Here is a 24,007-nt window from a genome sequence, read left to right on the forward strand (position 1 = left end):
GCTCTAGCGTTGGCTCTGGTCCCGCACCTGCCGGGCCAGCGCCAGCATGCGCTCCAGCGCGATCTCACCAAGCAGATCGGCGTTGTCACATAGTTTGCGGCCTATATCGCGGATGATGCGGCCGAGGTATGTTTTGAGCTTCTTCAAGGCCTATGGGCGGGCTCGAATTGCTTGGCGTGGGCGTAGCGCTGGTGTTTGATCAGGGCGAACGTACCCACCCTGGTATAGGACTGGCGTAGCTTGACGCCATATCGCTTCGTCACCCGGACCAGGATCTCGCGCGCCCGGTTGAGTAGCCGTGCGTCGGTCGAGAACATCACGTTCTTGGGCTGCACGGTGGTGTCGACGATGACGCGGTTGAGGTCGGATAGATTGATCGCTTCGACCTTGGTGGCGACCGAAAGGCTCTCCTGAAGCAGGGCTTGCAACCACTCTTGGCCCATGCGTTGTCGCCAGCGCGTACAGCGAGGAGCGATCGAACACCAGGCGATGCTCGAAAAACTCCTCGCCGCAGAAGAACTGGTAATAGAGATTCTTCACCCAGCGCTCGCACAGCACTTCATCGGAGAGGTCGCAGGTGTGCTTGAGGATGGCCAATCCGGCCATCGGCAGCCGGCCTGACTTGCCCTCGTAGACCGCGCCGAACCGCTCCTCGAGTAACGACCAATCGTCGATCGTCCCCGCCAGCTTCACCAGTGCATGGTTCATGCCGATGATCGCGTCCAGCCCCGAGCGCAGAAGATCGGCTTGTCTGCTGTGCCGTCGTTCCTTGGGCCGCATCGTCCCCTCCAATGCGATCACGGAATCACGACCCGAGGGAATCGCAAAATGAAATTGCCAGCTTCCCGGCTTTCAAACCCCAAAAGCTGTCAATCTCAAACCTCGCTCTGCTCCGAAACTCTTCTCCTGCTCAATGGCTTGGAGAGTTCCTCACGTACGGCAAAACAAGACGCAATGCGTCAATCCCACGCCTTGGGTGAGCCTTCCAGCGTCTCCGTTTACGGGCGATGTCGCTGCCATCTTGCTTGGTCGGCAGAGGCGCTCTTTGAAGCGGAGCTCCTCCGCGTGAACAAAAGTCCACACCATCGCACATCTGCTTTGACCCCGTGCGCAACCAGTGCCTGCGTCGGGTTCTGAAAACTGCCGAAGTGATAGCTCATCCAGTCGGCAAGAGGAGCGGAATCCAGGTGCTCCTGCAGAGGTGAAGCTCGAGCTCCAAGCGCGGCCACAAAGCTTGAGGGCGCGACCGTTGGAGCGCCTCGATGTCTATGCTCCCGAAGCATCTTTATCGAGACCTGCATGATCTACACGGCTCGTTGAACTTGATCTCAAGGGGCTGCGGTCTTGCGTGTTCTGCGCGGTGCCACTTGCCGGTATCGCTCGTCCGCGAACGACACGTCATCGCGTCTAGTACGCCGTTCCCGGTCGAAGCTTTCACGTGATCGTACAAGGCAACAGAGACACCTACTGAGCCTAAGGAGCTCTTTGGCCTCTGCTGCGGAAAGAAGGCGGATCCCGGACCGTTTAATGGCATTCGCAACGGATGTTGACGGCACGCGAATGCCTTATCGGGCTCGCCTCGCCGACACCGCTTCTGGCTTGTAAAGCTGCCCGAACCGATTGCCGAGAAAGTCCGGCAGTGCGATCTCCTCTTGTCGGACAAAGCCCTTTGCTAACAGCCTCTCCTGCGCCAGAAGGTCGAAGACGGCGGAAATGCCGGCCGCGGTGGTGATCTGAATGGCACTCAGACTGCGCCCGGCGACAACTCCGGCATAGATCTTGTTTGCATAGGTTTCCTGCAGGTAGCGCCCGTCTCGCCAGCCGGAGACCGTGACGAAGATGACGACCACATCCTGCATGGTTGCGGGTAGTGCGGTTTCGAACAGATCCTTCAGCACTTCGCGGCGGTTCTTCAGATTTAGGTCGTTCAACAGAGCCTTAATTATCACCTGATGGCCAGGATAACGGATGGTGCGGTAGTTCATGGTGCGTACCTTACCCTCCAGTGTCCTTGCCAGCGTGCCGAGGCCGCCGGAGGTATTGAAAGCTTCATAGGTCACGCCGTCGAGCGAAAGCTCCTCTCGTTCTTCCATGGCTGGCACATTCACCAGTCTACCTTCCACGATGGCTTCGCACGGCTCGATGTATTCATTGATCAGACCCTCGGTACTCCAGGTCAGGTTATAGTTGAGTGCGTTGCACGGATACCGCGGCAGCGCGCCGACGCGCATGCGCACACTGTCGAGGCGATCGAAGCGAGATGCAAGATCGTTGGCGACGATTGAAATAAAGCCGGGGGCCAGACCGCATTGGGGGATGAATGCACGCTCGGCGTCTCGAGCCAGAGCCTCGACCTTCTTTGTGGTAGTGACATCCTCGGTCAAATCGAGATAGTGCGCATCTGCCCCCAGTGCAGCCTCGGCGATGTGTGCCGTCAAATGAAAGGGGACCGCCGAAAGCACGGCGAATCTACCGTTGATCACGGCCGCCAGATTTTCCTTACTGGCGATGTCAAGAATCGCACGGGAAATCGCCGGATGGCGGTCGATCCCGGCGAGCTGCTCGTCACTGCGGTCGACGACTGTCACGTGGTAATCGCCCGTATGGGCTAGCATCGTTGCAATCGCGCCACCGATCTTGCCTGCGCCGATGAGGATAACCTCCTTCATGTTTCTCTCCTTTTGCAGCTTGGATGGTCATGAGTCTTGGCAACAATCTGACGATTTATAGCGACAACAGGCGCGGTTCGACCTACTCGTTTTAGCAGATTGACTAACGATGTGGATAATCCAAAATAAATTCCTCAGTCGAGCTCACTTCCTCAGTCGAGCTCACTGAGGCCGCGGACATCTCGGTGCTAGGCTTTTTCTCAATCGACCGGTTGTTTTAGCCAAGGCCTTGCAGGCAAGTATCTCCGCGATCAAGCGGAAATTAGGGGCAGTCGCCGGTCGGTTGCGACCTCAAAGGCAGCCAGCTCGAGTTTCCGGGTCCGGCGGCCTTCGCCGTAGAGTTGCTGAGATCGCGGGACCGGTTTGTTAGCGGGGCGCTCGGCCGCTCCGATCTCCTCGTATCAAAGTGCTGTCTGCTACTTGGGGGGCGCTGTAGGTAGTGGGCAACGCCTTAGTGGTGCTGTCGGGGCGTAGCCTTGAGACAGAAGTCATCGTGCTTGAGCCAGCGCCGCAGCGGCGCGATGAAGGCGTCGTCCATACGGCGGTCGCAGTCGCCCATTGAAATGCGCACGCGGCCGCTATCGGCGCGCCGGGTGAACTGTCTGCCGTGTTAAAGATGTCCGATCGCCGGAGGTAGGCAACTGCTTCCAGCGGATCGATGCAGAAAGACACATTCGTCTTGACAGCCCACGTTATTAGCACCGCCCAGCGCTGCCAGTCCATGTCTGACACGAGACGAGTCCCGTTTGCAGTAGTATGCCTACATGGGTCGCGCGCACGGTGCACAAGAGATTAACGGCAGTCGTCATGCAACAGACCTGATCCGCATGCAACTTCGACCTAATCACAGATTTTCGCTTTTGGTCTCTTGTTTGAGGTTCGCCGAAAAGCTCCAACTTGATGACATTGAGAGACCGTTCCTTCCTCGGTCAACTACCAGGAGTGACGATTGAATCGGAGCAGAAGCTAGTAACTATTGGACTAGCGCTGATGTCAGTTGTCAGGTGTAAGGAGTTCGACATGCAAACGGAGTGCGGCCGCAACGCGCACGGCCATCACAGCAATGGCGCGCCGACGACGACGGAAGTCTCAGAGGCGAACACCCGAATTATCGACCTGCGTAGCGATACCATTACGTGCCCAACAGCCGCAATGCGCGCCATCATCGCCAGTGCGTCTGTTGGCGACGATCTCTATCGTGAAGATCCGACGGTGCACGAGTTGGAAACGTACTGCGCCACGCTGTTCGGCAAAGAGGCGGCCATCTTCATGCCCACGGGCACGATGAGCAACCAGATCGCTCTGCGTTGCCTCGTCGAGCCGGGAGGGGAGGCTATTCTCGATGCATCTTACCACATTCACTTTTTTGAGAGCGCACAGAGCGCCTGCCTTGCGGGCGTGACGCTCAATTCATGCACAACCATCGACGGCGTGCTCACCGTCGACGACGTGGAGAAGGCTTGGCTGTGCAAGCCACGTGGCTTCGGCTATGCCGTTCCACGGCTGTTGTGCATCGAAAACACAGTCAACGCGGCCGGCGGCCGCGTCTTTCCGTTGGCGGCCATCCGCGAACTACGTTGCTTCGCCGACCAGCGTAAGATCGCGATCCATATGGATGGCGCCCGCTTATGGAACGCCTGCGTGGCTACGGGCATCGCGCCCTCCGAGTACTGCAGAGATGTAGATACAGTATCAGTGTGCATGGCGAAAGGGTTGGGCGCACCGGCCGGCTCCGTCCTGTTAGGTTCCGCGGAAGTGATCCAGACTGCGCGCCGCTACCGAAAGTGGTACGGTGGTTCGCTGCACCAGGCAGGAATCCTAGCCGCGGCTGCACTCTTCGGGCTCCGTAACCACCAAGCACGCCTAGTGGACGATCACGCCAACGCTCGGACGCTTGCCGTCGGACTGGCGCGGATGATCGAGCCTGCGATCGCGGTTTCAGCCGTCGAGACGAACATCGTGATGCTGGACGTCACCCTGTTTGGTATGAGCGCCGCGACATTTGCCGAGCGGGCGAGGGCGGAGAATTTGCTGGTAATGCCGTGGCTTCCAAACGTTGTCCGGATGGTGACTCACCTCGATGTGGACCGCGTGGATGTAGAGGACGCCCTCCAGCGTCTCGAACGTGTCATCACCGCAGTCAGGCAAGCAACCTGACGACGGGGAGGAGACAAGATACGTGAAAACGGCCTTTGTGGATATCAACACGTTCCGGTCGTTGAAGACGCTCTTGGTGATGTTGCCGAAACGCGTCTCGCTTCGGAATAGCCACTGCCAGCATTTACCAAACGTGTCTTTACGTCTTTTACCGAGCTAACCGCCTTTGTCGTGCGCCAACGTGTCCACGAAAACCCTGTCAACGAGCGCCGCTGTTCGGCTACCGCCGGTTGTTCTTCTGCTGCGGCCGCAGGGTGGCCGCGGGGATTCAGTGAAAGGGTTTTGATCGATAATGTCATTCCGCGTACCGATGTTGTAAAACCTGGGCCGCGTATCGGCGCTGAAATCAGGAATATTCGGCTAACGAGCGATCTGCCTAACCAGACCATCGCTATGATAAACGGCCTGCTGCTTGATCACAAAGTCATATTCTTCCGCGACCAGGGTCATCTTGACGACGTAGAGCAGGAGCGCTTTGCTGCGCGTTTTGGAAAGCTTGCGCCAAATCCGACGTTTGCTGCTAACAACGGAACTACCTCGATCCTCGAGATTGCTTCGAGACGCCCACCCTTCCGAGCTGACGTTTGGCACAGGGATTGGTCGTGCCGAGATGCCTATCCCAAGATTTCGGTGCTGCGGGCCGTTGTGATACCGCCACTCGGCGGCGACACGGTGTGGTCGAACACCGCAACAGCATATCTGGACTTGCCGCCGCCACTGCAACGGCTTGCCGACGACCTCTGGGCTGTTCACAGCCTCGTCATATTTGACAGCCCTAGCGAAGCCGATAAGAATCATTTTGATGACGCCCATATTCGAGTGAGGTTGGAGATCGAGCATCCTGTCGTACGTGTCCATCCCGAGACGGGTGAGCGCACCCTGGTGCTCGGCTCTTATTTGGAACGTTTTGTTGACGTCCGAAAAAGTGACGGTCAGAGATTATTTGATCTATTTGAGTCTCATATCATTGCGCCGGAAAATACTGTGCGCTGGAATTGGAAGCAGGGCGATGTCGCTATCTAGGACAACCGCATCACGATGCATTATGCGGCTATGGATTACGGCGATCAGCCTCGTGTCGTTCATCGTGCGATGATTGACGGCGAGGTTCCGGTCAGTGTCGACGGTCGGCGCAGTGTGGCGCGTATCAAGCTCATCGAGCAGCCCGCGCCCAACATAACCTGAGTTTTGACGTACTTTGCGCACTCCCGTTGGTCGGCCGTCGCCAGGTTGCCTCGACATCGCAAGGCCCTGCCGCTCGGACCTAGATGTTTGAGTTTGGCGAAGACATGCTAGTGTCCCGAGTCACTAGTCACGTGAATCTAAAGTTCACCGCATAAAGTCTGCTGGGCTTTGTGGCGGAAGCGTTTGACGGAAGCCAAAATCTGGTCGGCGGACTTGGTCCATTTGAAGGGCTTCGGGTTTCTGTTGTGCAGGTCGATGAAGGTACGGATGTCGGCCTCGAGTTGCCTGACGGAGGTGTGAGCACCGCGCTGGATCTGCTTTCTGGTGAGTTCAGCGAACCAGCGCTCGACCTGCTTGATCCATGACGCGGAAGTCGGCGTGAAGTGGACATGATAATGCGGCCGACGGGCGAGCCAGGCCTTGATCCTGGGTGTCTTGTGGGTGGCGTAGTTGTCCATGACGATATGGACATCGAGGCCTTCAGGAACTTGAGCATCGATCTCTTTTAGAAACTTCAAGAACTTGACTGCCCGGTGGCGTTTGTAGCATTTGCCGATGACGAACCCCGAGGCGACATCGAGCGCGGCAAACAGCGTCGTCGTACCATGCCGCACATAGCTGTGCGTACGACGCTCCGGTATGCCGGGCAGCATCGGCAAGACCGGCTGCTCGCGATCGGGCACCTGAATCTGGCTTTTCTCATCGATGCTGAGGACAAGGGCTCGGTTCGGCGGGGATAGGTAAAGGCCGACGATATCGCGTACCTTGTCGACGAACAGCGGATCGCTCGACAGCTTGAATGTCTGGCTACGGTGCGCCTGCAAGCCGAACGCTGCCCACATTCGGCGGATCGTGGTGTGGGAAAAGCCGGTTTTCCGCAGCCATCGAGCGGATCGACCAGTGCGTCGCGTCGGCTGGCGTCGTCCGCAATGTTCGTTCGATCACTTCGGCAACCTGATCGTCGTTGATGGTTCGAGGGCGGCCGGGGCGCGCCTCGTCAAGCAGGCCATCACAGCGGTCCTTCAAAAATCGGCGACGCCACTTGCCAACGGTGTGTTAGGCCGAGTTCGGCAGCCACGGACTTGCTTGGCAATCCATCCGCACACCGCAGGATCGCGCGGCACCGCTCAGATAGGGGATCTGATGGTGGCCCGGCAACTTGCAGCCCTGATATTGAGCGATGATGTTCGTACCGAACTACAGTCGCTGACGATGCGTCGGAAGACGGTGCAGGCGCTGGCTCTTAGAGCGCATATCGTGCTGACCTGCGCGGAGGGTCAGAACAACGAAGTGGCGGCCAAGCTGGGGCTCGGACGACGGACCGTGGGCAAGTGACGGCGGCGTTTTGTAGAGCGGCACGTGGCCGGACTGCACGACGAGCCGCGTCCGGGGCGCCGCGCAAGATTGACGATGCCCGCATCGAAGCCGTGATCGTGGGAACGCTGGAGAACTGCCCCGAGAACGTCACCCATGGGAGTTCCCGCGGCATGACGAAGGCCAGAGGCCTGTCGGTGTCGACGGTGCAACGCATCTGGCGGGCCTTCGGGCTCCAGCCGCACCGGCTGGAGCTGTTCAAGCGCTCGACCGATCCAAACTTCGTGGCCAAGGTACGCGACGTCGCGGGCCTCTATGTCTCGCCGCCGTAGCATGCCATCGTTCTGTGATAGATGAGAAGTCGCAAATCCAGGCGCTGGACCGCAGCCAGCCGATGTTGCCGATGCGTCCCGGTCAGCCGGCCCGAAGGAGCCATGACTACAAAAGGCACGGTACCACATCGCTGTTCGCCGCCCTCGACATCGCAACCGGACGGGTGATCGGCAAATGCTACGGACGGCATCCGCCCCGCTGAGTTCCGCAAGTTCCTCGACGAGATCGAGGCCGCCGTGCCGCGTGAACTCGACGTCCATCTCGTCATCGATAACTACGCCACGCACAAGACCCCGCAGATCCGGCGATGGCTGGCCAAAAGGGCCACGTTCGCATGTGCACCTGACCCCGATCAGTTCGTCATGGCTCAATCAGGTCGAGCGCTTCTTCGTGCTCCTCACCGATAAGAAGATCAGGCGCGGCGTATATCGCAGCGTCGCCGCCCTCAGGGCTGACATCACTTCGTTCATCGACCAACACAACGCCGATCCCAAGCCGCACCGCGGGACCAAACCCGCCGATGACATCCTTGCTTCCATCGAGCGCTTCTGCCGTTACAATGCCCCAGCAGAATACGACGCGATGTTGCGAACTTCCGGTCCAGGACGGTCTCTCAGATTGAGATCCGGGGCTGTAGGGCGACAGGAATAGAACTTCGGAAGCACGGATTGCATTGCGGGCGGGGTTCGCCGTTTTAACTTCCGAGCCTGTCGAGAACGACGATCTCGCCTTTTGCCAGAGTGGGCACCATGTAGAGCGTAAAGATGTTTTCCAATAATGACGCCGTCGATGAGCCACGTGTCCTGAGCTGATCTAGCGCAATGGTTACGATGAAGATTGTTGTTAGTATAGCGCGACAATCTGAGGATGGGAAGTGCGCGACAATTAGGATGGCGAGCCAACATGGCGGCGTCGTGATTATTGCCGAGAACCCTTCGCGCGCGAGAATTTTGTTGGTTGTGATTGTCGCGGAGCGTCAATCAGCGAGGGTTTGGGTTGTAGCCTGCGAGGGCGTCATCTCGATCCGCGTTTGCGTTCGAGTGCGGCGCGCCTGCGATAGTTCTCCACGTTCATCTCGACGTTGGTGGCGTGGGGCCGAGGCGATCGATGGGAGCGAGTGTCGTGGCGACATTCGGGAAGACCCTATTCCATTCGCCGAATGGCTGATTGACGGTGATCCTTGGAGCGCCGCTCGTAACGCGAGCTGATCTGGCTAGAACACTTTGCAGGGTGAAGCCGCCGCTTGACGTCACGCTGACAATCCGAGGTGCGCGACCCGGCAATGCCGCAGGGCGGCGCGCTCGTGGTCGATCCGCCTGCCGTTACGGGCATTTCGGCAACTGACCATCTTGTCGATAAAGCGGCGGTAGGCGGCGAGATCATCGAAGTCGGCAATCCCGCGCAGCAACAGCGCATCGGCGATCGTCCGCTTGAGATGGCCATGCGAGCTCCCGATCGCCACGTTCTCGTGGGCGATTCTGCGATTGTTGAGGGAAGGTCACAGCCGTAGCGGGCGCAGAGGTCCTCGTGCCGCCGAGTCAGATCATCCTCGCATTGCCATCGAGATTGCAGAAGGCAGCCCATTCGGTCCGATGCTCTCGCGGTGTCCCACTGAGCGACCACGGGGTATTCTGCGGCCCTTCGGCCAAACTGAAGCGCCGAACACGACGTGGGCGTGCTCAAACCCGCAATAAGCCAACCGGAAGTGATAGAGGCGACGATTGAGCGGCGCGCCAGCGAGGGCGACCCAAGCTCTCTGATGTCGGTGAAACCGGAGGAGCCGACCTAGCCCACTTCGTGGGTTAGGCGGAAGATCACCTCCTGTTCCTCGCCGTGGATCGTCTGCCAGGCACGAATCCGGCGCTCCAGCGCTGGGCGGATTCCGGCTCCGAGCTCAGAATGGCGCCGGAATATCTCCTCGAAGACCGCAATCGGCCGCACGACGGGGCGCGGCCTTTAGCATCGGAACAATCTCGGTCTCAAACACGCCGGCCAAAGGATCCGACCGCCGACTTCCGCGGCTCCTTTTTCTGCGATGGCAGGTGGGGGATCTCGCTCGATCCGATAGGCGGTTGACATACTGAACGACGCCTGCGGGGGGACTGGCGGGTATCGGTCTGACGCCACTTCTCGTAGGCCTCGTCCGGTGATCGGTGATGTGTCGGCGCTAGCGAGCGATCCTCTTGGGCGAAGAACTACTTGCACAACCAGCCTGCCGAGATCGCCAGACGGCGGGGTCCCTTCCGGATCGCCGTCGTCCAGCTTGCAACTGCTAGCCGAAATGCGTCGATACTTGGGCCCGTTGACCACTTGGTCCTCAGCCGGAGAGCGGCGCCATGCTGCTTTTGATCCACGTCCCTTCGAAAGAAACCAAGCGCGGTCCATCAATTCCACCTTGGTGAGCCTTGCAGCGCTTCCGTTTACAGCATTGTGGCGACGATCTTTGCCGCGAGGTCGTTGGCTCGGTAGCCACAACGGATGGGACCTCACCCGCGCTTCGCATGCCATGCCGAAGTGCGAAATCGTAGGTTCGCCGGCTGCCGCCTTCGGAACGTATCCCGGATCATTTGCAGTATGGAATTCCAAATCTCGGGAGGGACTTGGCTTGGGATATCATGTCTCCCAGAACCGCGCAGGCGATAGCTTTCGCCACTGACTTGGACGCTGGGCGTGATGCAGCAGGCGAAGGAGCATGGCGACAATCAACGTCTGATCGTCGGCGAAGACTCGGCCCCCTGCGTGGACGATAGGTTGCTGGCAAGCACGATCGAGCCGCGTTCGCAACGTTTGGCGACCTCGGTGAAGAGCAGAGTGGCTTCCTCGCGCCCAAACCGCAGGTACCCGATCTAAAGATCTGCGCGTTGAGCCACCGCTGCCGGTGTTCAAGTCGTACTCCAACGTCTTGACCGCCGACATCGTCGCCAGCTTCAGCAACGTCGCGCGCTTGCACTGTTCGCGCGCCGCCAGCTCAGTACGCATTCGGCCTAGGCCGCGGGCTCGGTTGGATTGTTCTGACGGCCAGCGCCTAAGCAACTCCGGATTTTCTTTTAAATTTGGATGAGCTCGATGAGGCGTTCGATGCCGAAGCCGGTGAACACCTTGACGCCATCTTTTCCGACGCCATAGACCCAGATGACCCCATCCTCGATCTCAATTTCAATTTCAACGGACAGCGTGAAGCTCGTCGATCGCTCAAGGATGTAGTTGAAGGCCTTGGCCAGGTCATGGCCGCGGGACACTTTGGCGAGCTGTTCGCGCATATAGACCTGCAGATCTTCGACCAAGGGTCGGCTCAGCGTCTGCCGCACCTGAAGGCGTTCCTCGGCGCTCTTGCCATTGATCGAGTGTTCGGTCTCGACCAGGGCATCGATCCGCCGCACGACCTCGATCGCGATCGGAGAGAGCGGGATTTCCCTTTTGCCCGCAGCCTGGCGCCGCGCATTCTCTTCGATGTCGGCCATGGCGAAGAACGGGCGCCTTCCATGCGACCAGCAGGCAGCCTCCCGGATCGGTCCGGGCTGGCGCCCGGCCAGATAGAACTGGTTGTACCCGTCATAGGCGTCGGCCTGCAGGATGCCGGCATACCGGGCCAGATGCACCTGAGAGCCTGACTGAAAAAGGAGTGAGTGATCTCGGTTGGCTGTGATTCCTTCGGATTTGCGAAGATTCGAGGGAGGGCACGATGCCGTGGACCGAAATCACTCGTGTCGAGTATCAACGCAAAGGGCTGCGCTACACAAGCGATCTGACCGATGCGGAGTGGGCGCTGATATCCCGGAAGATGCCGACGCGGCAGCGACAAGGACGCCCGCGGGAAGTCGATTTGCGCGAGGTGGTGTAGGCGATCTTCTACATTTTGTCGACTGGCTGCCAATGGCGAGCTCTGCCGAGCGAGTTCCCGCCGTACTCGACGGTCCAAGGCGATTTTTATGCCTGGCGCGACAGTGGCCGGTGGCACCGGATCGTCGGAGCCTTGGTCCGGCAAGCGCGGCGGAAACTCGGGCGCAAGCCGGGACCAACGGCGGCAGTTATCGATAGCCAAAAGGCTCCGACGACGCAGGCCGGCGGGCCACGTGGCTTCGATCCCGGCAAGCGCCTTCACGGACGCAAGCGGCACATCGTCACCGACACCAATGGTCTGCTGCTGGCAGTCCACGTGCATCCCGCCAACGTTCAGGATGTCCACGGCGCTGCGGTCGCGTGAGTAATAGAACATCGCCGCCGGCGGGCCCGCGCCCCTAAAGGGCCGGTCGTCCCGGACGTAGACCAGCACCGTCCCGCGTCGGTCTTGCCCTTGGCCAGCACTGGCACGGTCGTATCATCGGCATGGAGCCGCTCGGCCGCCATCACATGGGCTTCCACCAGGCGCAGCAGGGGATCCAGCGACGCACAGACCGATCCCACGGCATCCGCCATGGTCGACAGCGCGATCGGCACGCCTTCCAGAGCGTAGCGCTCCGCCTGGCGGTTCAAAGGCTGATGCTGACCGAACTTCTCGAACATGATCATGGCCGGGAGGCTCGGGCCGGCCCATCCTCGAGCGACGGCATGGAATGGCGTCAGCGGCTGGCTGATCTTCTCGCAATCGCGGCAGGAGAACTTCTCCCGGACCGTCTTGATCACCTTCCACTGGCGCGGCACCACCTCCAGCGTGTGCGTCACATCCTCGCGTAGCTTGCGAAGGCGATTGCTGCCGAAGCATTCACAAGCCGTAGGTTCTTCGATCACCACCCGCTCCCGGGGAAGGTGCTCAGGGAAGATCTGGCGCTCAGCGCGCTTGCGCGTAAATCCGCGCACCGTCGTCGTCTTGGCCACGGCCTGTTCCGCCGCAAGCTAGTCCTCGGTGGCGTCGGCTTGCAGCTCTTCGAGCGCCAATGCCAACTGCTCGATCAGCCGCGCCGGGCGCTCTGACCGTTGGCCGTAGATCTGATGCTTCAGCTTGTCGATCTGCAGTTTCTGCTGTGCAATCAGCGCCTCGTCTTCCGATGCCTTTGCGCGGGCGATTGCGAGTTCAGCCGCGATCTCCAAATCCTTGGCGCGCTCGACTGCCAGCGCCTTCCTCAGGGCGGCAACGTCATCCGGAACAGCGTCACGATCGGCATTCATGTGACGCAGTGAATCACAGATCGGGCGCGATGTGACTCCCCCAAATGGCGGCAACCGCAGATTTCTTCGCCAGCCAGCGCTTTGCGATCGCCAACTCAGTTGCGGATTTCCGCAAGTCGATGCCCTCGAGCATATAGGTCATCTGCGCCGCTGAGATCGATACCGCGCCGGCCGACGCCGCGGGCCAGATGACATGGCCTTTTCCTGCCCAGGATTCCATCTTGGCCATCGACCGAGCGTGGTGCCCGGCAAGGAAGGAGAAGATGCTATGCAAGGTGTTTGTGCCTTCGTTGGTCTCGACGTGCACAAGGAGACAATTTCTGTAGCGGTGGCGGACGCTGGACGAGCGGGTGAGGTTCGACATGTCGGCACGATCAAGAACGATCCGACAGCAATCGGCAAGCTCGCTCGAAGTCTGGCGCGTCGACACGGTGTCGTCGAGTTCGTCTACGAGGCCGGGTCATGCGGCTACAACGTTCAGCGTCAACTCTCGGCAATGGGGATGATCTGCAGAGTGTGCGCCCCATCGCTGACGCCACGAAAGCCGGGCGAGCGGATCAAAAATGATCGGCGCTACGCCATCGCTCTGGCTCGTCTGCACCGGGCCGGTGAGCTCACCTATGTCTGGGTACCAGACGCGCTTCATGAGGCACTGCGCGACTTGGTAAGAGCGCGGCGCGCAGCCGGTCAAGATGTCCGCCGTGATCGCATCCGCATCCAGGCGTTCATGCTCCGTTGCGGCTTGCGCTTCGAAGGTAAAGCCTGGAGCCGCCGACACCGGATGTTGCTCTGCAACAGAACGTTCGGCCATCCAGCGCAACAGATTGCGTTCCAGACCTACCTCAACGCGCTCGGGCATAATGAGGCACACAAGGCAGGAATCGAGCAGCAAATCCGAGAAGTGATCACGGGCTCGCCATGGGCCAAGCAGATGCAGGCACTGCAAGCATTGAAGGGTGTCGGTCCAATCGTCGCCGCCACTGTGCTCGCTGAGGTCGGAGACTTCTCCCGCCTCGCTCATCCGCGGCAACTCGTTGCCTACTTCGGCCTCGCTCCCGGCGAGCACAGCAGCGGCGGTACGGTAAGGCCGCGCGGCATTACCAAGGCCGGAAGCTCGATCGCACGGGCGATGCTGTGTGAAGCTGCCTGGAGTTATCGGACAACGCCGAAGGTCGGGCAGTGGATGAAAGAGCGTTGCCCGCCAGTTTCACAAGATATTGCTGCTCTAGCCTGGAAGGCCCAGCTACGCCTTCACAAGACCCACCGGAAGCTAACCGCGCGCGGGAAACGCTCGGTTGTCGCGACTGTGCAGTTGCGCGGGAACTGCTCGGCTTCATCTAGTCCATCGGCCAGCGCGTCCCGCTAGGCGCGTGATCGACCACGCATCCTACGATCCGCATCAGCGAGGACGCCGAGCGCGGTAGAGGGAACCCTCGAGTTTATCTTGGACAGCCGTGTCGCCTACGTCCGTGGCCAGAGCGAGGCAGCCCTCCGACGCACCGTCATCATGGGGTAACCAATCCCCGCATAGGAGTCTGAGCGACCGTCGAGAACACTCGGCGTCCTCACCCATGCGGATCGTATGCATCAAAATATCCCGTCTCCAAAGGAGCGGTCGGGAAGCTGTGTTCAAAACGGTTGACAAAGGCCATAGGAGATAAACCTTCCACGGTCCAGACGCTTGGCGTAGAGCGACATGCCCAGCCCATCGTGCCGAAGAATCTTGACCAGGTCACCGGCGGCCTCGGAAGATATAGAGATCGCCGGCATGGGGATCGCGCTTCAAGCTCTCCTGAACCATAAGAGCCAGGCTTTGCATGCCGCGACGCATGTCAGTGTGGCCAGTGGCGATCCAGACCTTGACGCCGCTCGGGATCGGGATCATCGTCGTCGCAGGAACTCAAGAACCCGCTGCAGCGTTTCACCGTCGACGTCCCGGTCAACGCGAACGCGACAGCCGCCGCCAAGCTCGATCTCGATGATTCCAGCCCTTGCACGCTGCGCAGGCGGGGAAGACGCCGGTTGCGGCGTGCTGATCAATACCGGAGCCGGCGCAGGTGTGATCTCAACAGGAACAAGAGCTGGCACGGTATCACCGCCCAGGCGGCCCTGGCGCGCTTGTCGACACCAAGTGAACAACAGGCTCGGTGCCACGCCATGCCGCCGCGCCACCCCACAAACAGTCTCGCCGGCCTGCAAGGTCTCTTCGACAAGGCGGACCTTCTCGTCGTAACTCCATCGCCGCCGACGCTCGGCGCCCAACACATTGACCTGCATTCGCCACGTGACCGGCCGCGATCCAGCCCCGCCACTAAACGAAGCTGACAAGGGCGCCAAAGACAAGGAGCCACACCATGTCTACACCGAATACTGCGATCGCCGTGATTGGCGTCGATATCGGCAAAAACTCGTACCACGTCGTGGGCCACGATGCGCGCGGCGCCATCGTGCTGCGGCAAAAGTGGTCGCGTGGCTAAGTAGAAGCACGACTCGCCAATATGCCGCGTTGCCTCGTCGGCATGGAAGCGTGCGTCGGCGCACATCACCTGAACCGCAAACTCGCATCGCTTGGTCACGATGCCAGGCTGATGCCGGCCAAATACGTCGGCCCCTACAGCAAGGGACAGAAGAACGACTTCAATGATGCCGAAGCGATTGCCGAGGCCGTGCAACGCCCGACGAGTTTGTCGCGACCAAGACCGCCGAGCAGATGTGCAGGCGTTGCATCGGGGGCGCGAGCGACTGGTGTCGCAACGCACCGCGATCATCAACCAGATTCGTGCCTTTATGCTGGAGCGCGGGATCGCCATGCGACACGGCATCGGATTCCTACGCACAGAACTGTCCACCATTCTTGCGACGCGCACCGATGCCCTATCGCCACGCATGTTGCGTGTCATCGAGGATTTGGCAGTCGATTAGCGCCGCCTGGATCAGCGCATCAATGGCCTATCTGAAGAGATCGAAACTCTTGCCCGTCAAGATCAGGCATGTTCGCGCCTGATGACGGTGCCCGGCATCGAGCCAATTATTTCGAGCGCCATTGTGGCCGCGATCGGCACTGGAGACGTATTCTCCAAAGGCCGCGACTTCGGCGCCTGGCTTGGACTGGTACCCAAACAGATCTTGACGGGAGACCGTACGATCCTTGGCAAAGTCTAGAGGCCTGGCAATCGCTATCTGCGTGCAAGCGGCATGGTCGTGCTGGTCAGGATAAAAAACTGGGAACGTTACGGGTTTACGTCCTGGATCGAAGCCGCCAAGAAGCGGCTACACCACAATGTGCTCGCAATCGCGCTCGCTAACAAACTTGCCCGCATCGCCTGGGCGGTGCTGGCCAAAGGACGCGCCTTCGAGATAACGAGGATCGGCGATACAGACGCCCGACCTGCCTGATCCTCGCGCCGTGCTCGGCGCTGTCAAGGCGCGGCCTGGCGACGTCCAGTCAGCCGTAAGCCAAGAGCGACGGCCGGCCTTGACCGCCCCTGTGCGCGACGCGATCGACGATCTGCGGGCCGGGACGAAGGAACGGCCCTTTAGTCCGAACAAAGGAACTACGCAATATCAGGAGAGCAGGCGATGACATAGCCGCATCAACGGTCTCCAGCCGAGGTCTGCGAGAAGACAAGACAAAATGGAGGATCGGTCTTCCGAGCGTGTGCGAACACTGGTGACCTTAATGGCCCGTTCGAGGCCTGTAGACTAATCAGAACGCACGCGCGCTGATATCCATGATGGCCCGGAGCACAAACGCTCCAATCAGAGGCCGGATACATTGATGCAAGACCGCCGCCGCCAATTCGACGAATCTTCTCGCAACGCGCGGCCGGACCATACATAAGGTCAAATCCTCGGGCGGCCGCCTCTCAAACTACACAAGGCGGCCGCCGCCGGACGCCGCCGGGAGGATACCGTGAAAGGCTCGGATGCGCGGTCCAACTATCGAGACGTTCCCGGCTCGGGAGCTGACTACTTAAAATATACGCTTCGGTACCGTCTCGAGCTCGTGTAAACTCCGCGAACTTGGCAGACCTATCGGCGACGCTCACATTCATCCCACCCGGGTGATCAACCCTACCGATCTTAGGAGCAGATTAAGGAGCTCAGGTCACTTAGAAGCTTGTTGATGCTGATTTCCATTGGATTGGGCGGCTCTCTACGAGGCTGGCAGGAAGGGGTCATGTCAACAGATAACCGCTTTGCCGACGGAACGAAACTGTTGGTGCTGGATCGGACGTTGTTGGCTCTGTCCGCTATAACCACAGCAATGCTTTTCACTTGGGTGCTATACTACTCGAGCTACGGTCTCGATCTCAGTGACGAAAGTGCCCACCTCAACTCCATCGCGAACCCGTCTGCCTATGCAATCAGTGTTCCCCCGACCCTTTTCGGCTTCGTCTATCACTGGCCATATCAGTGGGCCGGTGGTGACATCGCGGCTCTTCGCATGGCGAACGTCGCGCTCACGATGGCTCCGGGCTGGATTCTCAGCTTCCTTGTGATACGGCGCCTTTGGACAGTGGGCCGGCCTCAGGCGGCTGTGCTATCGGCTGGGATCTCCAGTCTGGCGTTAGTCGATTTTCGCAACTGGATGCTGACCCCCAGCTACTACACACTGACGTTTCAATCGCTCATGCTGGTGATGATCGGCTTGCTGCTCGCCGAAAGGCCAGGACGCATCCGCCAAGTCCTGGGGTGGATCTTGGTCGGCGTTGGCGGCTGGTGCTGTTTCATTGCCAAGCCGACCACCGCTGCGGCCATTGCTCTCGTCGTTATGCTCTATGTCGTCGTTGTGCGCCGAAAGTCGCTACTGCCCATGTTTGGCGCGGCGATAGTCGCTCTCGCTCTACTGACCGTGACCGCTTACTTGATCGACGGCGGCATCATTGGGCTGGTGATCCGCATGGTGAATAGCGCTGAGGTGACAGCCCTGCTGGGTGCCGGGCACGAGCTGTCTCTCATGCTCCGGATCAACCGGCTACCCACCAGTCGCTTGCAACTCGTCATCGCTGTGTCGGTCGCAACAGCATTTCTGCTAACCATTCTCATAGCATCTACGCATAAGTTGCTCTCAACTCTGGCTCTCGCTGCGGCGTTGATTGTAACAATAGCGATTACGCTGATGGGGGCTGATCCGATCAGCATCGAGCCCACGACCCTGTTCTTGGTCCCGGCGTTCATATGTCTGGGGGCGATCCTCTATCGTGAGGGATTGGTTCTGCGTACCCAGGCTTCCACCAGCGTCGCTTTCGCGCTAATCTTTTTGGTCCTGCCGCACTTGTTTGCACTAGGCTCTAATAGCAATTATTGGTTCATGGGTTCGAAGGACGCCTTGTTCTGGATGCTCGCGGTCGTTGCGTTCCTGAGCCCTATTGCGCAACTGGGACGTAGCCTCGCTACCCTGATCCCACTGACGGTGTTGGCACAGTTGCTCACTGCATCAGTCGTTAACGGTGGTATCCTCAACCCACACCGTCAGGTAAAAGATCTGCGCGGCTATACCACAGTCACGTCCATGCCCGGTGGCGGAAAGTTGCTGCTCTCGCAATCCTTTCATGACTATCTGTCCACGGCCAGAACCCAGGCACGTACAGCTGGCCTTGAGGTTGGTACTCCGGTGATCGATCTCTCAGGCCGTTCGCCGGGCCTGCTGTATGTACTCGAGACGAGAGCGCTCGGTCTTCCATGGCTGATCGGGTCTTTTCCCAGCGGTTACTATGCAGCAGCCGATTGGAGCGGTCTGCCATCGCTGATCGGAGGATTTCCCGGCACTAACGCAGTCGCGGTCGAAGCACTCGGACTTGAGAACTGCGTCGACCTGGCCAAAGCGTGGATACTGATCGAACCGGACGGTCCGCGCCATCTTGACCAAGCCGGTGTCATGGCCTCCTTTGGAGCCGGGCAGGCGGACTACATCGCCGCGGTTACGTTCGAAACCCCTATCAACGACGGAGATTTTCCGAGTGCTCACAGACAATTTCTGTTGAAGCCCGTGCGACCTGTCGCCAAGGCGGAGCAATCCTGCCGTGAAGCCAGACAACACCGCGCGCCCAGGTCGAAATGGAGTCAATGGTGAACGCTGTAGTCTCTGTAGAAGGCGGCCTTGGAAGCCGAATCTCCGCGGAAACTGACCTTCGGCCCAAGCCTACGATTGAGATGGCGGCAAGCCGATCTGTGACACATCCTCCAAATCTGCTCGCACCACGGCATCAACAATCGCGTCAACTGCTCCGGTTAGAAGCTAGTCTAATCAAGGAATACGTCGCCAACTACCCCGTGCACCATAGGGGGCAAAGAGACCTCGTCTGGCAGAGTGGGTGAGCGATCGGCTATCAGTTGCTGAGTTTGCGAGCCTAACGCTTCAGCGTATCGCCAACGGCTGGCCGAGAAGCGAAATCGACGCGCTTATACCGTGGAACCACGCCGCGGGCTCACCTTGCCCCTTACGTTGCAGCGGGGAACGTCGTGGAAATCCGCTCGCCGACCGAAATTCGTGCGTGTCAACACGTGCTCAAATCCCATTTGGGATATCTTGCATTAGCTGAGCGCGCGATGGTTAGCATCGTTGATGCGCGTTCCAGACGGTCGTGATCACCATTCCAGAGCATCGCGATCACCGTTTTCTTGGCTTTCGCGATCAGGTACAGTGAGCTGGCCCCATCAACTGGCGATCATGATGTGCACATCGCGGATAACTTTCAAGATTTGAGCGCTTTGGTGGTCCGCGCCAGACACTGAGCCATTGCGCTGATGGGATTGCGCTGCTATCTCAGCAAGTGCTTCGTCCACATTGAATGCTCCTTCCGGGAAGCTCTATCGTGCGGCAGACCATGCCGATCGCGAAGACAACTCTGCACCAGCAGATCAGTCTCAATGCGCAATAAAATTTACGTCAGCGAGGCAATTAGACAACATCAATCTGGGAGAGAGCATCAGCACCCCAATGTAGCGTCTTCCGCATTCCGCTTGTTCCGGTGCCCCATCATGCGTGGGCAAGCATTTTGCATTTTGGCGAGGTGTTATGGCTATGTATAAATATGGCACTTGATCGTCTTGAGACGATTATTCCTCGACCGGTCTGATGCTCCATGGCCGGGCAACGGCCGCCCTTAGCTCGTGGATGTTGCGGTCGATACCCGCCGTAAACAAGTCAGTTCGCTGACCTGGCAATTGATTGAGATCGCCGTTCCATGGCCGGGCAATCGCTCCTTTTGCGTCGATCCTATATCGCGCTTGAGTGTCGTAGATTGATGTCATCGTTGACTGGATGGCGGTCCATTTTGTCAACCAACCCTGCAACGGGTAAATGTCGGTTGGCATGTGCGATGCTCGACGAATGTCGGAGATGCAACACCACCGGTCGGATCGATCGCCTTCTATCTAAATGAGTTTTGTCTTCGGGCACGCATATTGCTTCGTCTCCTCCGCAAACGAGGCATTGACGGCGACAGTCCCGCGGAGAATGTGAAAATGCCAGCACGATGCGCTTTGCAGCGGGCGAGATCTGATCAAATACACCTGATCCTCGTCATTGTCCGCGACTGCCGCAGGCAACTCATGACCGAAGGAAGCACGTTGCTTCTCATGATCGCGGTGATGATGCCATGATCTCCCATCGTAGCTTTGGCCTGACCAATCCGGCCATGCTGAAGGTGCTCGGCCCCGACGCGGCGATCGCGCTACTAAAAACTGGAACGGCGGAAGCTGGTTCGCTGCTCGGATATGGCAACGGCCGTAGCTACGGTGATAGTTGCCTCAATGGGCAGGGTGCGGTGGTCGACATGCGATCGATGAACAGTATCCTCGGCTTCGATCCTGCGACCGGGATGATTGAAGCCGAAGCGGGCATATTGCTATCGGACATCATCGCCCACGTGGCACCACACGGCTTTTTTTTGGCGGTCGTTCCTGGAACACAGTTCGTTACGCTGGGAGGTGCGATCGCCAACGATGTCCACGGCAAGAACCATCATCGTCGCGGCACTTTTGGGTGTCATGTCGAGGGGCTGACGCTGCTCAACTCCGACGGACGAACCCACCGCCTGACGCGGGGCTCGAAGTCTCGGATTTTTGCTGCGACCATCGTCGGTATGGGGCTGAACGGCCTGATCCTCTCGGCCACTGTGCGCCTGATGCGCGTGCCGTCGCTCGACATTGAGGAGGAGATCACGCCTTTCCGCGGCCTTGATGAATATTTCGATCTCGCCGAGACGGCCGATGCAGCCAACGAGTATGCTGTTGCCTGGACCGACCAGCTGGCCACTGGCCGGCAAGAAGGGCACGGGCTGTTGATCACCGGCAACCACGCGGAGTACGGCGCGCACAAGGCGAGTGCAGCCGGAATGGGGCTCGGGGTGCCGTTCCGGAAGCCGGTGGGCGTACTCAACCGCCAAGTCCTGAAACTGTTCAACAGAGTCTATTACTGGAAGAAGAGCAAGGCGCGCGGAAAACACAAGGCCGGATACCAGCGGTTCTTCTTTCCGCTCGACGGCGTGGCCAACTGGAACCGGCTGTACGGGCCAAAAGGGCTCTACCAACACCAGAGCGTCATTCCGGAAGCTGAGGCGCGCAAGATCGTTCCGACTCTGCTTGCCGCAGCGCGAGAGGCCGGCCACGGCTCCTTCCTGACGGTGCTCAAGCGTTTTGGCGGCGTCGCCTCGCCGGGGCTCATCTCATTCGCAAGGTCAGGCTACACGCTGACGTTGGACTTTCCGAACCGCGGAGCCGAGACGTTAGCGCTAATGGAGCAGCTCGATCGGATCACTATCGAGGCTGGCGGCGCGGTAAATCCCTACAAGGACGCACGGATGGCGCCGGAGGTCTTCGCCGCCTCATTTCCGGCTTGGCGCGACCTCGAGGCGCATCGCGATCCTGCCTTCCTGTCCGATTTCTGGCGGCGCACGGCGATGCGGCTGTCGACGGAGCAGGCAGGGTGCTCGGGTCCTAGTGAAGGAATTCAGGTGGGATACATAAACGCGAATTCGCTGAAATTGAACCGATTTACAGGAGCGGCGATAGACGGCACAGCGGAGGGGGAGACGTGAAATATATCGGTTTTGTGATCTTTACGGTTCTGACGAACGGCGCGGCACAGCTGATGCTGAAATACGGCGTGATGCAGCTCGGATCGCTGTCCTTCGCCGGCGTAAACCCGATCCTGAAGATCCTGCAGATCGCGTTCAGCCCGTGGATCTTCTTTGGCATCTCCACCATCGTCATCTCCATGGCTTCGCACCTCTACGTGTTGTCGAAGGTAGAGCTGTCGTTTGCCTATCCGTTCCTCAGCCTTGCTTATGTGGCGGTGGCCGTGTTCGCCCATTTCATGTTCCGCGAGGAACTCAACGCGTTCCGCATGGCTGGCATCGGCTTCATTTGTGTTGGCACCGTGCTGATCGCCCAGAGCGGAGGGAGCCCTACGGAGACTCCGGCGACGACTACTCCTGCAACCGTCAAGACAAGCGAGCTCGTACGATGAGGCACATCATTTTTGGCGGGGACGGCTTCGTCGGTCGCTATCTTGTCCAGAAGCTGCTGGCTGATGGCGGTGAAGTCGTCGTCGCCGATATCAACAAGAGGGACCTGCCGCATTACGGAAAGGTCCGCTTCGTGTACTGCGATGTGACCGACCCTGCTTCGGTTTTGGCGGTCGGCATCAAGCCTGACGACATGGTCTACAACCTGTCGGCCAAGATGCTGTCGCCAATCCAAGTGCGCGCCAGACGGCACGAGTTCTTCTGGCCGGTCAACTATCACGGCACGGAGCACATCATTTTGGCCATGGCGAAGGTGGATGCGCCGCGGCTGGTCCAATTCACGACGGACATGATCTACGGCCACACCATCGTCTATCCAATGACTGAGGAGCATCCGGTCGGGCCGCTTGGCGAATATGGTCTATCGAAACTGAAGACCGAGGAATTAGCAGAAGAATGGCGCACGCGCGGCATGCGCATCTCGCTGTTCCGGCCGCGCCTGATCATCGGCCCTGGCCGGCTCGGTATCTTGGAGAAGCTGTTCAAGTTGATTGACTGGAACCTTCCGGTGCCAGTGATCGGCTCGGGCAAGAACCCTTACCAGTTTATCTCCGTCTTCGACTGCGCGGAAGCCGCGCGACTCGCCTGGAAAGCGAATGTGCCGAATGAGACCTACAATCTGGGCTCGCTCAACCCGCCACCGGTGCGCAAGCTGCTTGGCGACCTGATTAGGCACGCACGCTCGAAATCATTCCTGCTGCCGACACCAGCCTGGGCGGTGAAGCGCATGCTCGACTTGCTCGATCTCTTCAACATGCCGCTGATGGATCCCAGAGCAGTATCTAATCGCCGACGAGATTTGCGTGCTCGACGTCTCCAAGGGCAAGCGGGACCTGGGTTGGGCACCGCAATACCGCGACGAGGATATGCTGATCGCCGCCTACAGCGAATACCGCGCCAAGAGGGACGGCAAACGCCCTCGCAGCCCCTGAACACGTTCCGGTCGAAATAGGCGTTTGCGAGACCAGTTCGTACGAACGAGGCGGCCCTGGGTGGCCGAGGCGCTCGTACTGCCGCACGCCTCGATCGCGCGGCCGGACCTGATAACGTCCAAGGCGCTGTCCGAGACCAAGACGACGGACCACTTCAAGACGCACATCAATCCCGGCCAGCTGCACTTCACGAAGCTGCTTGGCTTCCACAAGGTGAGGGTCGAGCGTGCCGAGAACATTTATTACTACGACTAGGACCACCAAGAGATGCTCGATTTCTTCGGAGGATTTGGCTCTCTAGCGCTCCCCACAAACCATCCGCGCATCGTCGCGGCGCGAAATAAGATTATCCTCGGAGGAGAATCGGCGGGAATTGTGATCCCATTTATCTCGCGGCACCCGAGCTGTGCTCGCGCATAGCCACGCGGCCTGCTCGCCGAGCGACCTTAACCTGGTGTTCTTCGGCTTTACAGGTTCCACGGCCATCGAAGCCGCGCTCAGCTCACCCGAGCCTGTCGGAGGGAGGGCGGGGACGCTCGAAGACCAAGGGAACGCTCGCCGTCACTGACGGCACGCTCTATCGCGCCGAGTTCCGGCTCAACGACAACACGTTGCGCGTATCGTTCGGTGATATCGTGCGGTGGAGGATGCCTTCCGCCGCGATAGATGGGGCAATAATGCTCGATACGATCCAGGGCGGCGGTAGCATCGTCTAGTCTTACTGCGTCATAAATTTCGATAGCCATTTTGACTTGAGATTGCCCTTATGCAACAAGGG

At 59.3% G+C, this 24,007-nt stretch carries 12 protein-coding genes and 13 pseudogenes; 11 read left to right on the plus strand and 14 right to left on the minus strand.

From position 1 onward, the window contains the following. Positions 1–6 precede the first annotated feature (6 nt). Both ACVW1C_RS29365 and ACVW1C_RS29370 read right to left on the minus strand, forming a co-directional pair. A pseudogene (locus ACVW1C_RS29365) lies at positions 7–780 on the minus strand (transposase); the annotation flags it as partial. Between the two features lie 785 nt (positions 781–1,565). Continuing rightward, the gene (locus tag ACVW1C_RS29370; RefSeq protein WP_456761291.1) at positions 1,566–2,669 is read right to left on the minus strand and encodes a saccharopine dehydrogenase C-terminal domain-containing protein; all 1,104 of its coding nucleotides are present in this window, start codon (positions 2,667–2,669) and stop codon (positions 1,566–1,568) included. Positions 2,670–3,689: 1,020 nt separating this feature from the next. On the opposite strand from ACVW1C_RS29370, the gene ACVW1C_RS29375 reads away from it, so the two are divergent. Continuing rightward, positions 3,690–4,826 (plus strand): threonine aldolase family protein, encoded by a 1,137-nt coding sequence (locus ACVW1C_RS29375; RefSeq protein WP_456761292.1) that lies wholly within the window; start codon positions 3,690–3,692, stop codon positions 4,824–4,826. Between the two features lie 282 nt (positions 4,827–5,108). Further along, positions 5,109–6,011 (plus strand): annotated as a pseudogene (locus tag ACVW1C_RS29380) (TauD/TfdA dioxygenase family protein). Positions 6,012–6,148: 137 nt separating this feature from the next. Here ACVW1C_RS29380 and ACVW1C_RS29385 read toward each other — a convergent pair. Next, a pseudogene (locus ACVW1C_RS29385) lies at positions 6,149–7,185 on the minus strand (IS630 family transposase). Here ACVW1C_RS29385 and ACVW1C_RS29390 point away from each other — a divergent pair. Further along, positions 7,155–8,309: pseudogene (locus ACVW1C_RS29390) on the plus strand (IS630 family transposase). The pseudogenes ACVW1C_RS29385 and ACVW1C_RS29390 overlap by 31 nt on opposite strands. 325 nt (positions 8,310–8,634) lie before the next feature. On the opposite strand, the pseudogene ACVW1C_RS29395 reads toward ACVW1C_RS29390, so the two are convergent. The 4 pseudogenes from ACVW1C_RS29395 to ACVW1C_RS29410 all read right to left on the minus strand — a co-directional run. Further along, positions 8,635–8,867, minus strand: a pseudogene (locus ACVW1C_RS29395) (ATP-binding protein); the annotation flags it as partial. Positions 8,868–8,875: 8 nt separating this feature from the next. Next, positions 8,876–9,816: pseudogene (locus ACVW1C_RS29400) on the minus strand (IS21 family transposase); the annotation flags it as partial. A gap of 472 nt (positions 9,817–10,288) precedes the next feature. Continuing rightward, positions 10,289–10,504, minus strand: a pseudogene (locus tag ACVW1C_RS29405) (ATP-binding protein); the annotation flags it as partial. Positions 10,505–10,819: 315 nt separating this feature from the next. Further along, positions 10,820–11,260 (minus strand): annotated as a pseudogene (locus ACVW1C_RS29410) (IS66 family transposase); the annotation flags it as partial. A gap of 80 nt (positions 11,261–11,340) precedes the next feature. Between ACVW1C_RS29410 and ACVW1C_RS29415 the strand changes: the two are divergent. Further along, positions 11,341–11,850 (plus strand): annotated as a pseudogene (locus ACVW1C_RS29415) (IS5 family transposase); the annotation flags it as partial. Here ACVW1C_RS29415 and tnpC read toward each other — a convergent pair. After that, positions 11,851–12,764 (minus strand): annotated as a pseudogene (tnpC, locus tag ACVW1C_RS29420) (IS66 family transposase); the annotation flags it as partial. It lies immediately after the preceding pseudogene. A 13-nt stretch (positions 12,765–12,777) separates the two neighbouring features. Continuing rightward, positions 12,778–12,993 carry a hypothetical protein gene (locus ACVW1C_RS29425; protein WP_456761293.1) on the minus strand — a complete coding sequence of 72 codons (216 nt, stop codon included), beginning with the start codon at positions 12,991–12,993 and terminating at the stop codon, positions 12,778–12,780. A gap of 39 nt (positions 12,994–13,032) precedes the next feature. Here ACVW1C_RS29425 and ACVW1C_RS29430 point away from each other — a divergent pair. Then, positions 13,033–14,105, plus strand: a pseudogene (locus ACVW1C_RS29430) (IS110 family RNA-guided transposase). A gap of 288 nt (positions 14,106–14,393) precedes the next feature. Here the strand turns inward: ACVW1C_RS29430 and tnpB (ACVW1C_RS29435) are convergent. Genes tnpB (ACVW1C_RS29435) through tnpA form a run of 3 tightly spaced genes read right to left on the minus strand, consistent with a single transcriptional unit; the run spans position 14,394 to position 15,041 of the window. After that, positions 14,394–14,534: an IS66 family insertion sequence element accessory protein TnpB gene (gene tnpB / locus ACVW1C_RS29435; protein ID WP_456761294.1), complete on the minus strand. Its 141-nt coding sequence runs from the start codon at positions 14,532–14,534 to the stop codon at positions 14,394–14,396. After that, complete coding sequence (gene tnpB / locus ACVW1C_RS29440; RefSeq protein WP_456761295.1) at positions 14,497–14,649, minus strand: IS66 family insertion sequence element accessory protein TnpB; 153 nt, start codon at positions 14,647–14,649, stop codon at positions 14,497–14,499. The genes tnpB (ACVW1C_RS29435) and tnpB (ACVW1C_RS29440) overlap by 38 nt, the downstream gene beginning before the upstream one ends. Further along, complete coding sequence (gene tnpA, locus ACVW1C_RS29445) at positions 14,646–15,041, minus strand: IS66-like element accessory protein TnpA (protein WP_456761296.1); 396 nt, start codon at positions 15,039–15,041, stop codon at positions 14,646–14,648. Before tnpA ends, tnpB (ACVW1C_RS29440) begins: the two co-directional genes overlap by 4 nt. A 77-nt stretch (positions 15,042–15,118) precedes the next feature. Between tnpA and ACVW1C_RS29450 the strand changes: the two are divergent. Together ACVW1C_RS29450 and ACVW1C_RS29455 are read left to right on the plus strand one after the other, a co-directional pair. Beyond that, a pseudogene (locus ACVW1C_RS29450) lies at positions 15,119–16,160 on the plus strand (IS110 family RNA-guided transposase). 730 nt (positions 16,161–16,890) lie between these two features. Beyond that, positions 16,891–18,840 carry a hypothetical protein gene (locus ACVW1C_RS29455; RefSeq protein WP_456761297.1) on the plus strand — a complete coding sequence of 650 codons (1,950 nt, stop codon included), beginning with the start codon at positions 16,891–16,893 and terminating at the stop codon, positions 18,838–18,840. 584 nt (positions 18,841–19,424) lie between these two features. Here the strand turns inward: ACVW1C_RS29455 and ACVW1C_RS29460 are convergent. Further along, positions 19,425–19,553, minus strand: a complete 129-nt coding sequence (locus ACVW1C_RS29460) for a hypothetical protein (RefSeq protein WP_456761298.1) — start codon at positions 19,551–19,553, stop codon at positions 19,425–19,427. 273 nt (positions 19,554–19,826) lie between these two features. Further along, positions 19,827–20,084, minus strand: coding sequence for a hypothetical protein (locus tag ACVW1C_RS29465; protein ID WP_456761299.1), 258 nt, complete (start codon positions 20,082–20,084; stop codon positions 19,827–19,829). Positions 20,085–20,368: 284 nt separating this feature from the next. Between ACVW1C_RS29465 and ACVW1C_RS29470 the strand changes: the two genes are divergently transcribed. The 4 genes and pseudogenes from ACVW1C_RS29470 to ACVW1C_RS29485 all read left to right on the plus strand — a co-directional run bounded on the left by ACVW1C_RS29470 (position 20,369) and on the right by ACVW1C_RS29485 (position 23,484). Then, positions 20,369–21,808 carry an FAD-binding oxidoreductase gene (locus ACVW1C_RS29470; RefSeq protein WP_456761300.1) on the plus strand — a complete coding sequence of 480 codons (1,440 nt, stop codon included), beginning with the start codon at positions 20,369–20,371 and terminating at the stop codon, positions 21,806–21,808. Next, positions 21,805–22,239, plus strand: a complete 435-nt coding sequence (locus tag ACVW1C_RS29475) for an EamA family transporter (protein ID WP_456761301.1) — start codon at positions 21,805–21,807, stop codon at positions 22,237–22,239. Before ACVW1C_RS29470 ends, ACVW1C_RS29475 begins: the two co-directional genes overlap by 4 nt. Beyond that, positions 22,236–23,229 (plus strand): annotated as a pseudogene (locus ACVW1C_RS29480) (NAD-dependent epimerase/dehydratase family protein). Before ACVW1C_RS29475 ends, ACVW1C_RS29480 begins: the two are co-directional and overlap by 4 nt. Positions 23,230–23,289: 60 nt before the next feature. Beyond that, positions 23,290–23,484: a hypothetical protein gene (locus ACVW1C_RS29485; RefSeq protein WP_456761302.1), complete on the plus strand. Its 195-nt coding sequence runs from the start codon at positions 23,290–23,292 to the stop codon at positions 23,482–23,484. Positions 23,485–24,007 lie beyond the last annotated feature (523 nt).

The sequence above is a fragment of the Bradyrhizobium sp. USDA 4011 genome (genome assembly GCF_054063415.1).

Coding starts and splice junctions, on each gene's coding strand:
- tnpB (WP_456761294.1), bottom strand. CDS start 14,534: ATGCCGGCGATCTCTATATCTTCCGAGGCCGCCGGTGACCTGGTCAAG.
- ACVW1C_RS29465 (WP_456761299.1), bottom strand. CDS start 20,084: ATGCCAACCGACATTTACCCGTTGCAGGGTTGGTTGACAAAATGGACC.
- ACVW1C_RS29470 (WP_456761300.1), top strand. CDS start 20,369: ATGATCTCCCATCGTAGCTTTGGCCTGACCAATCCGGCCATGCTGAAG.
- ACVW1C_RS29375 (WP_456761292.1), top strand. CDS start 3,690: ATGCAAACGGAGTGCGGCCGCAACGCGCACGGCCATCACAGCAATGGC.
- ACVW1C_RS29425 (WP_456761293.1), bottom strand. CDS start 12,993: ATGGCCAAGATGGAATCCTGGGCAGGAAAAGGCCATGTCATCTGGCCC.
- ACVW1C_RS29370 (WP_456761291.1), bottom strand. CDS start 2,669: ATGAAGGAGGTTATCCTCATCGGCGCAGGCAAGATCGGTGGCGCGATT.
- tnpB (WP_456761295.1), bottom strand. CDS start 14,649: ATGATCCCGATCCCGAGCGGCGTCAAGGTCTGGATCGCCACTGGCCAC.
- tnpA (WP_456761296.1), bottom strand. CDS start 15,041: ATGCAGGTCAATGTGTTGGGCGCCGAGCGTCGGCGGCGATGGAGTTAC.
- ACVW1C_RS29455 (WP_456761297.1), top strand. CDS start 16,891: ATGCTGATTTCCATTGGATTGGGCGGCTCTCTACGAGGCTGGCAGGAA.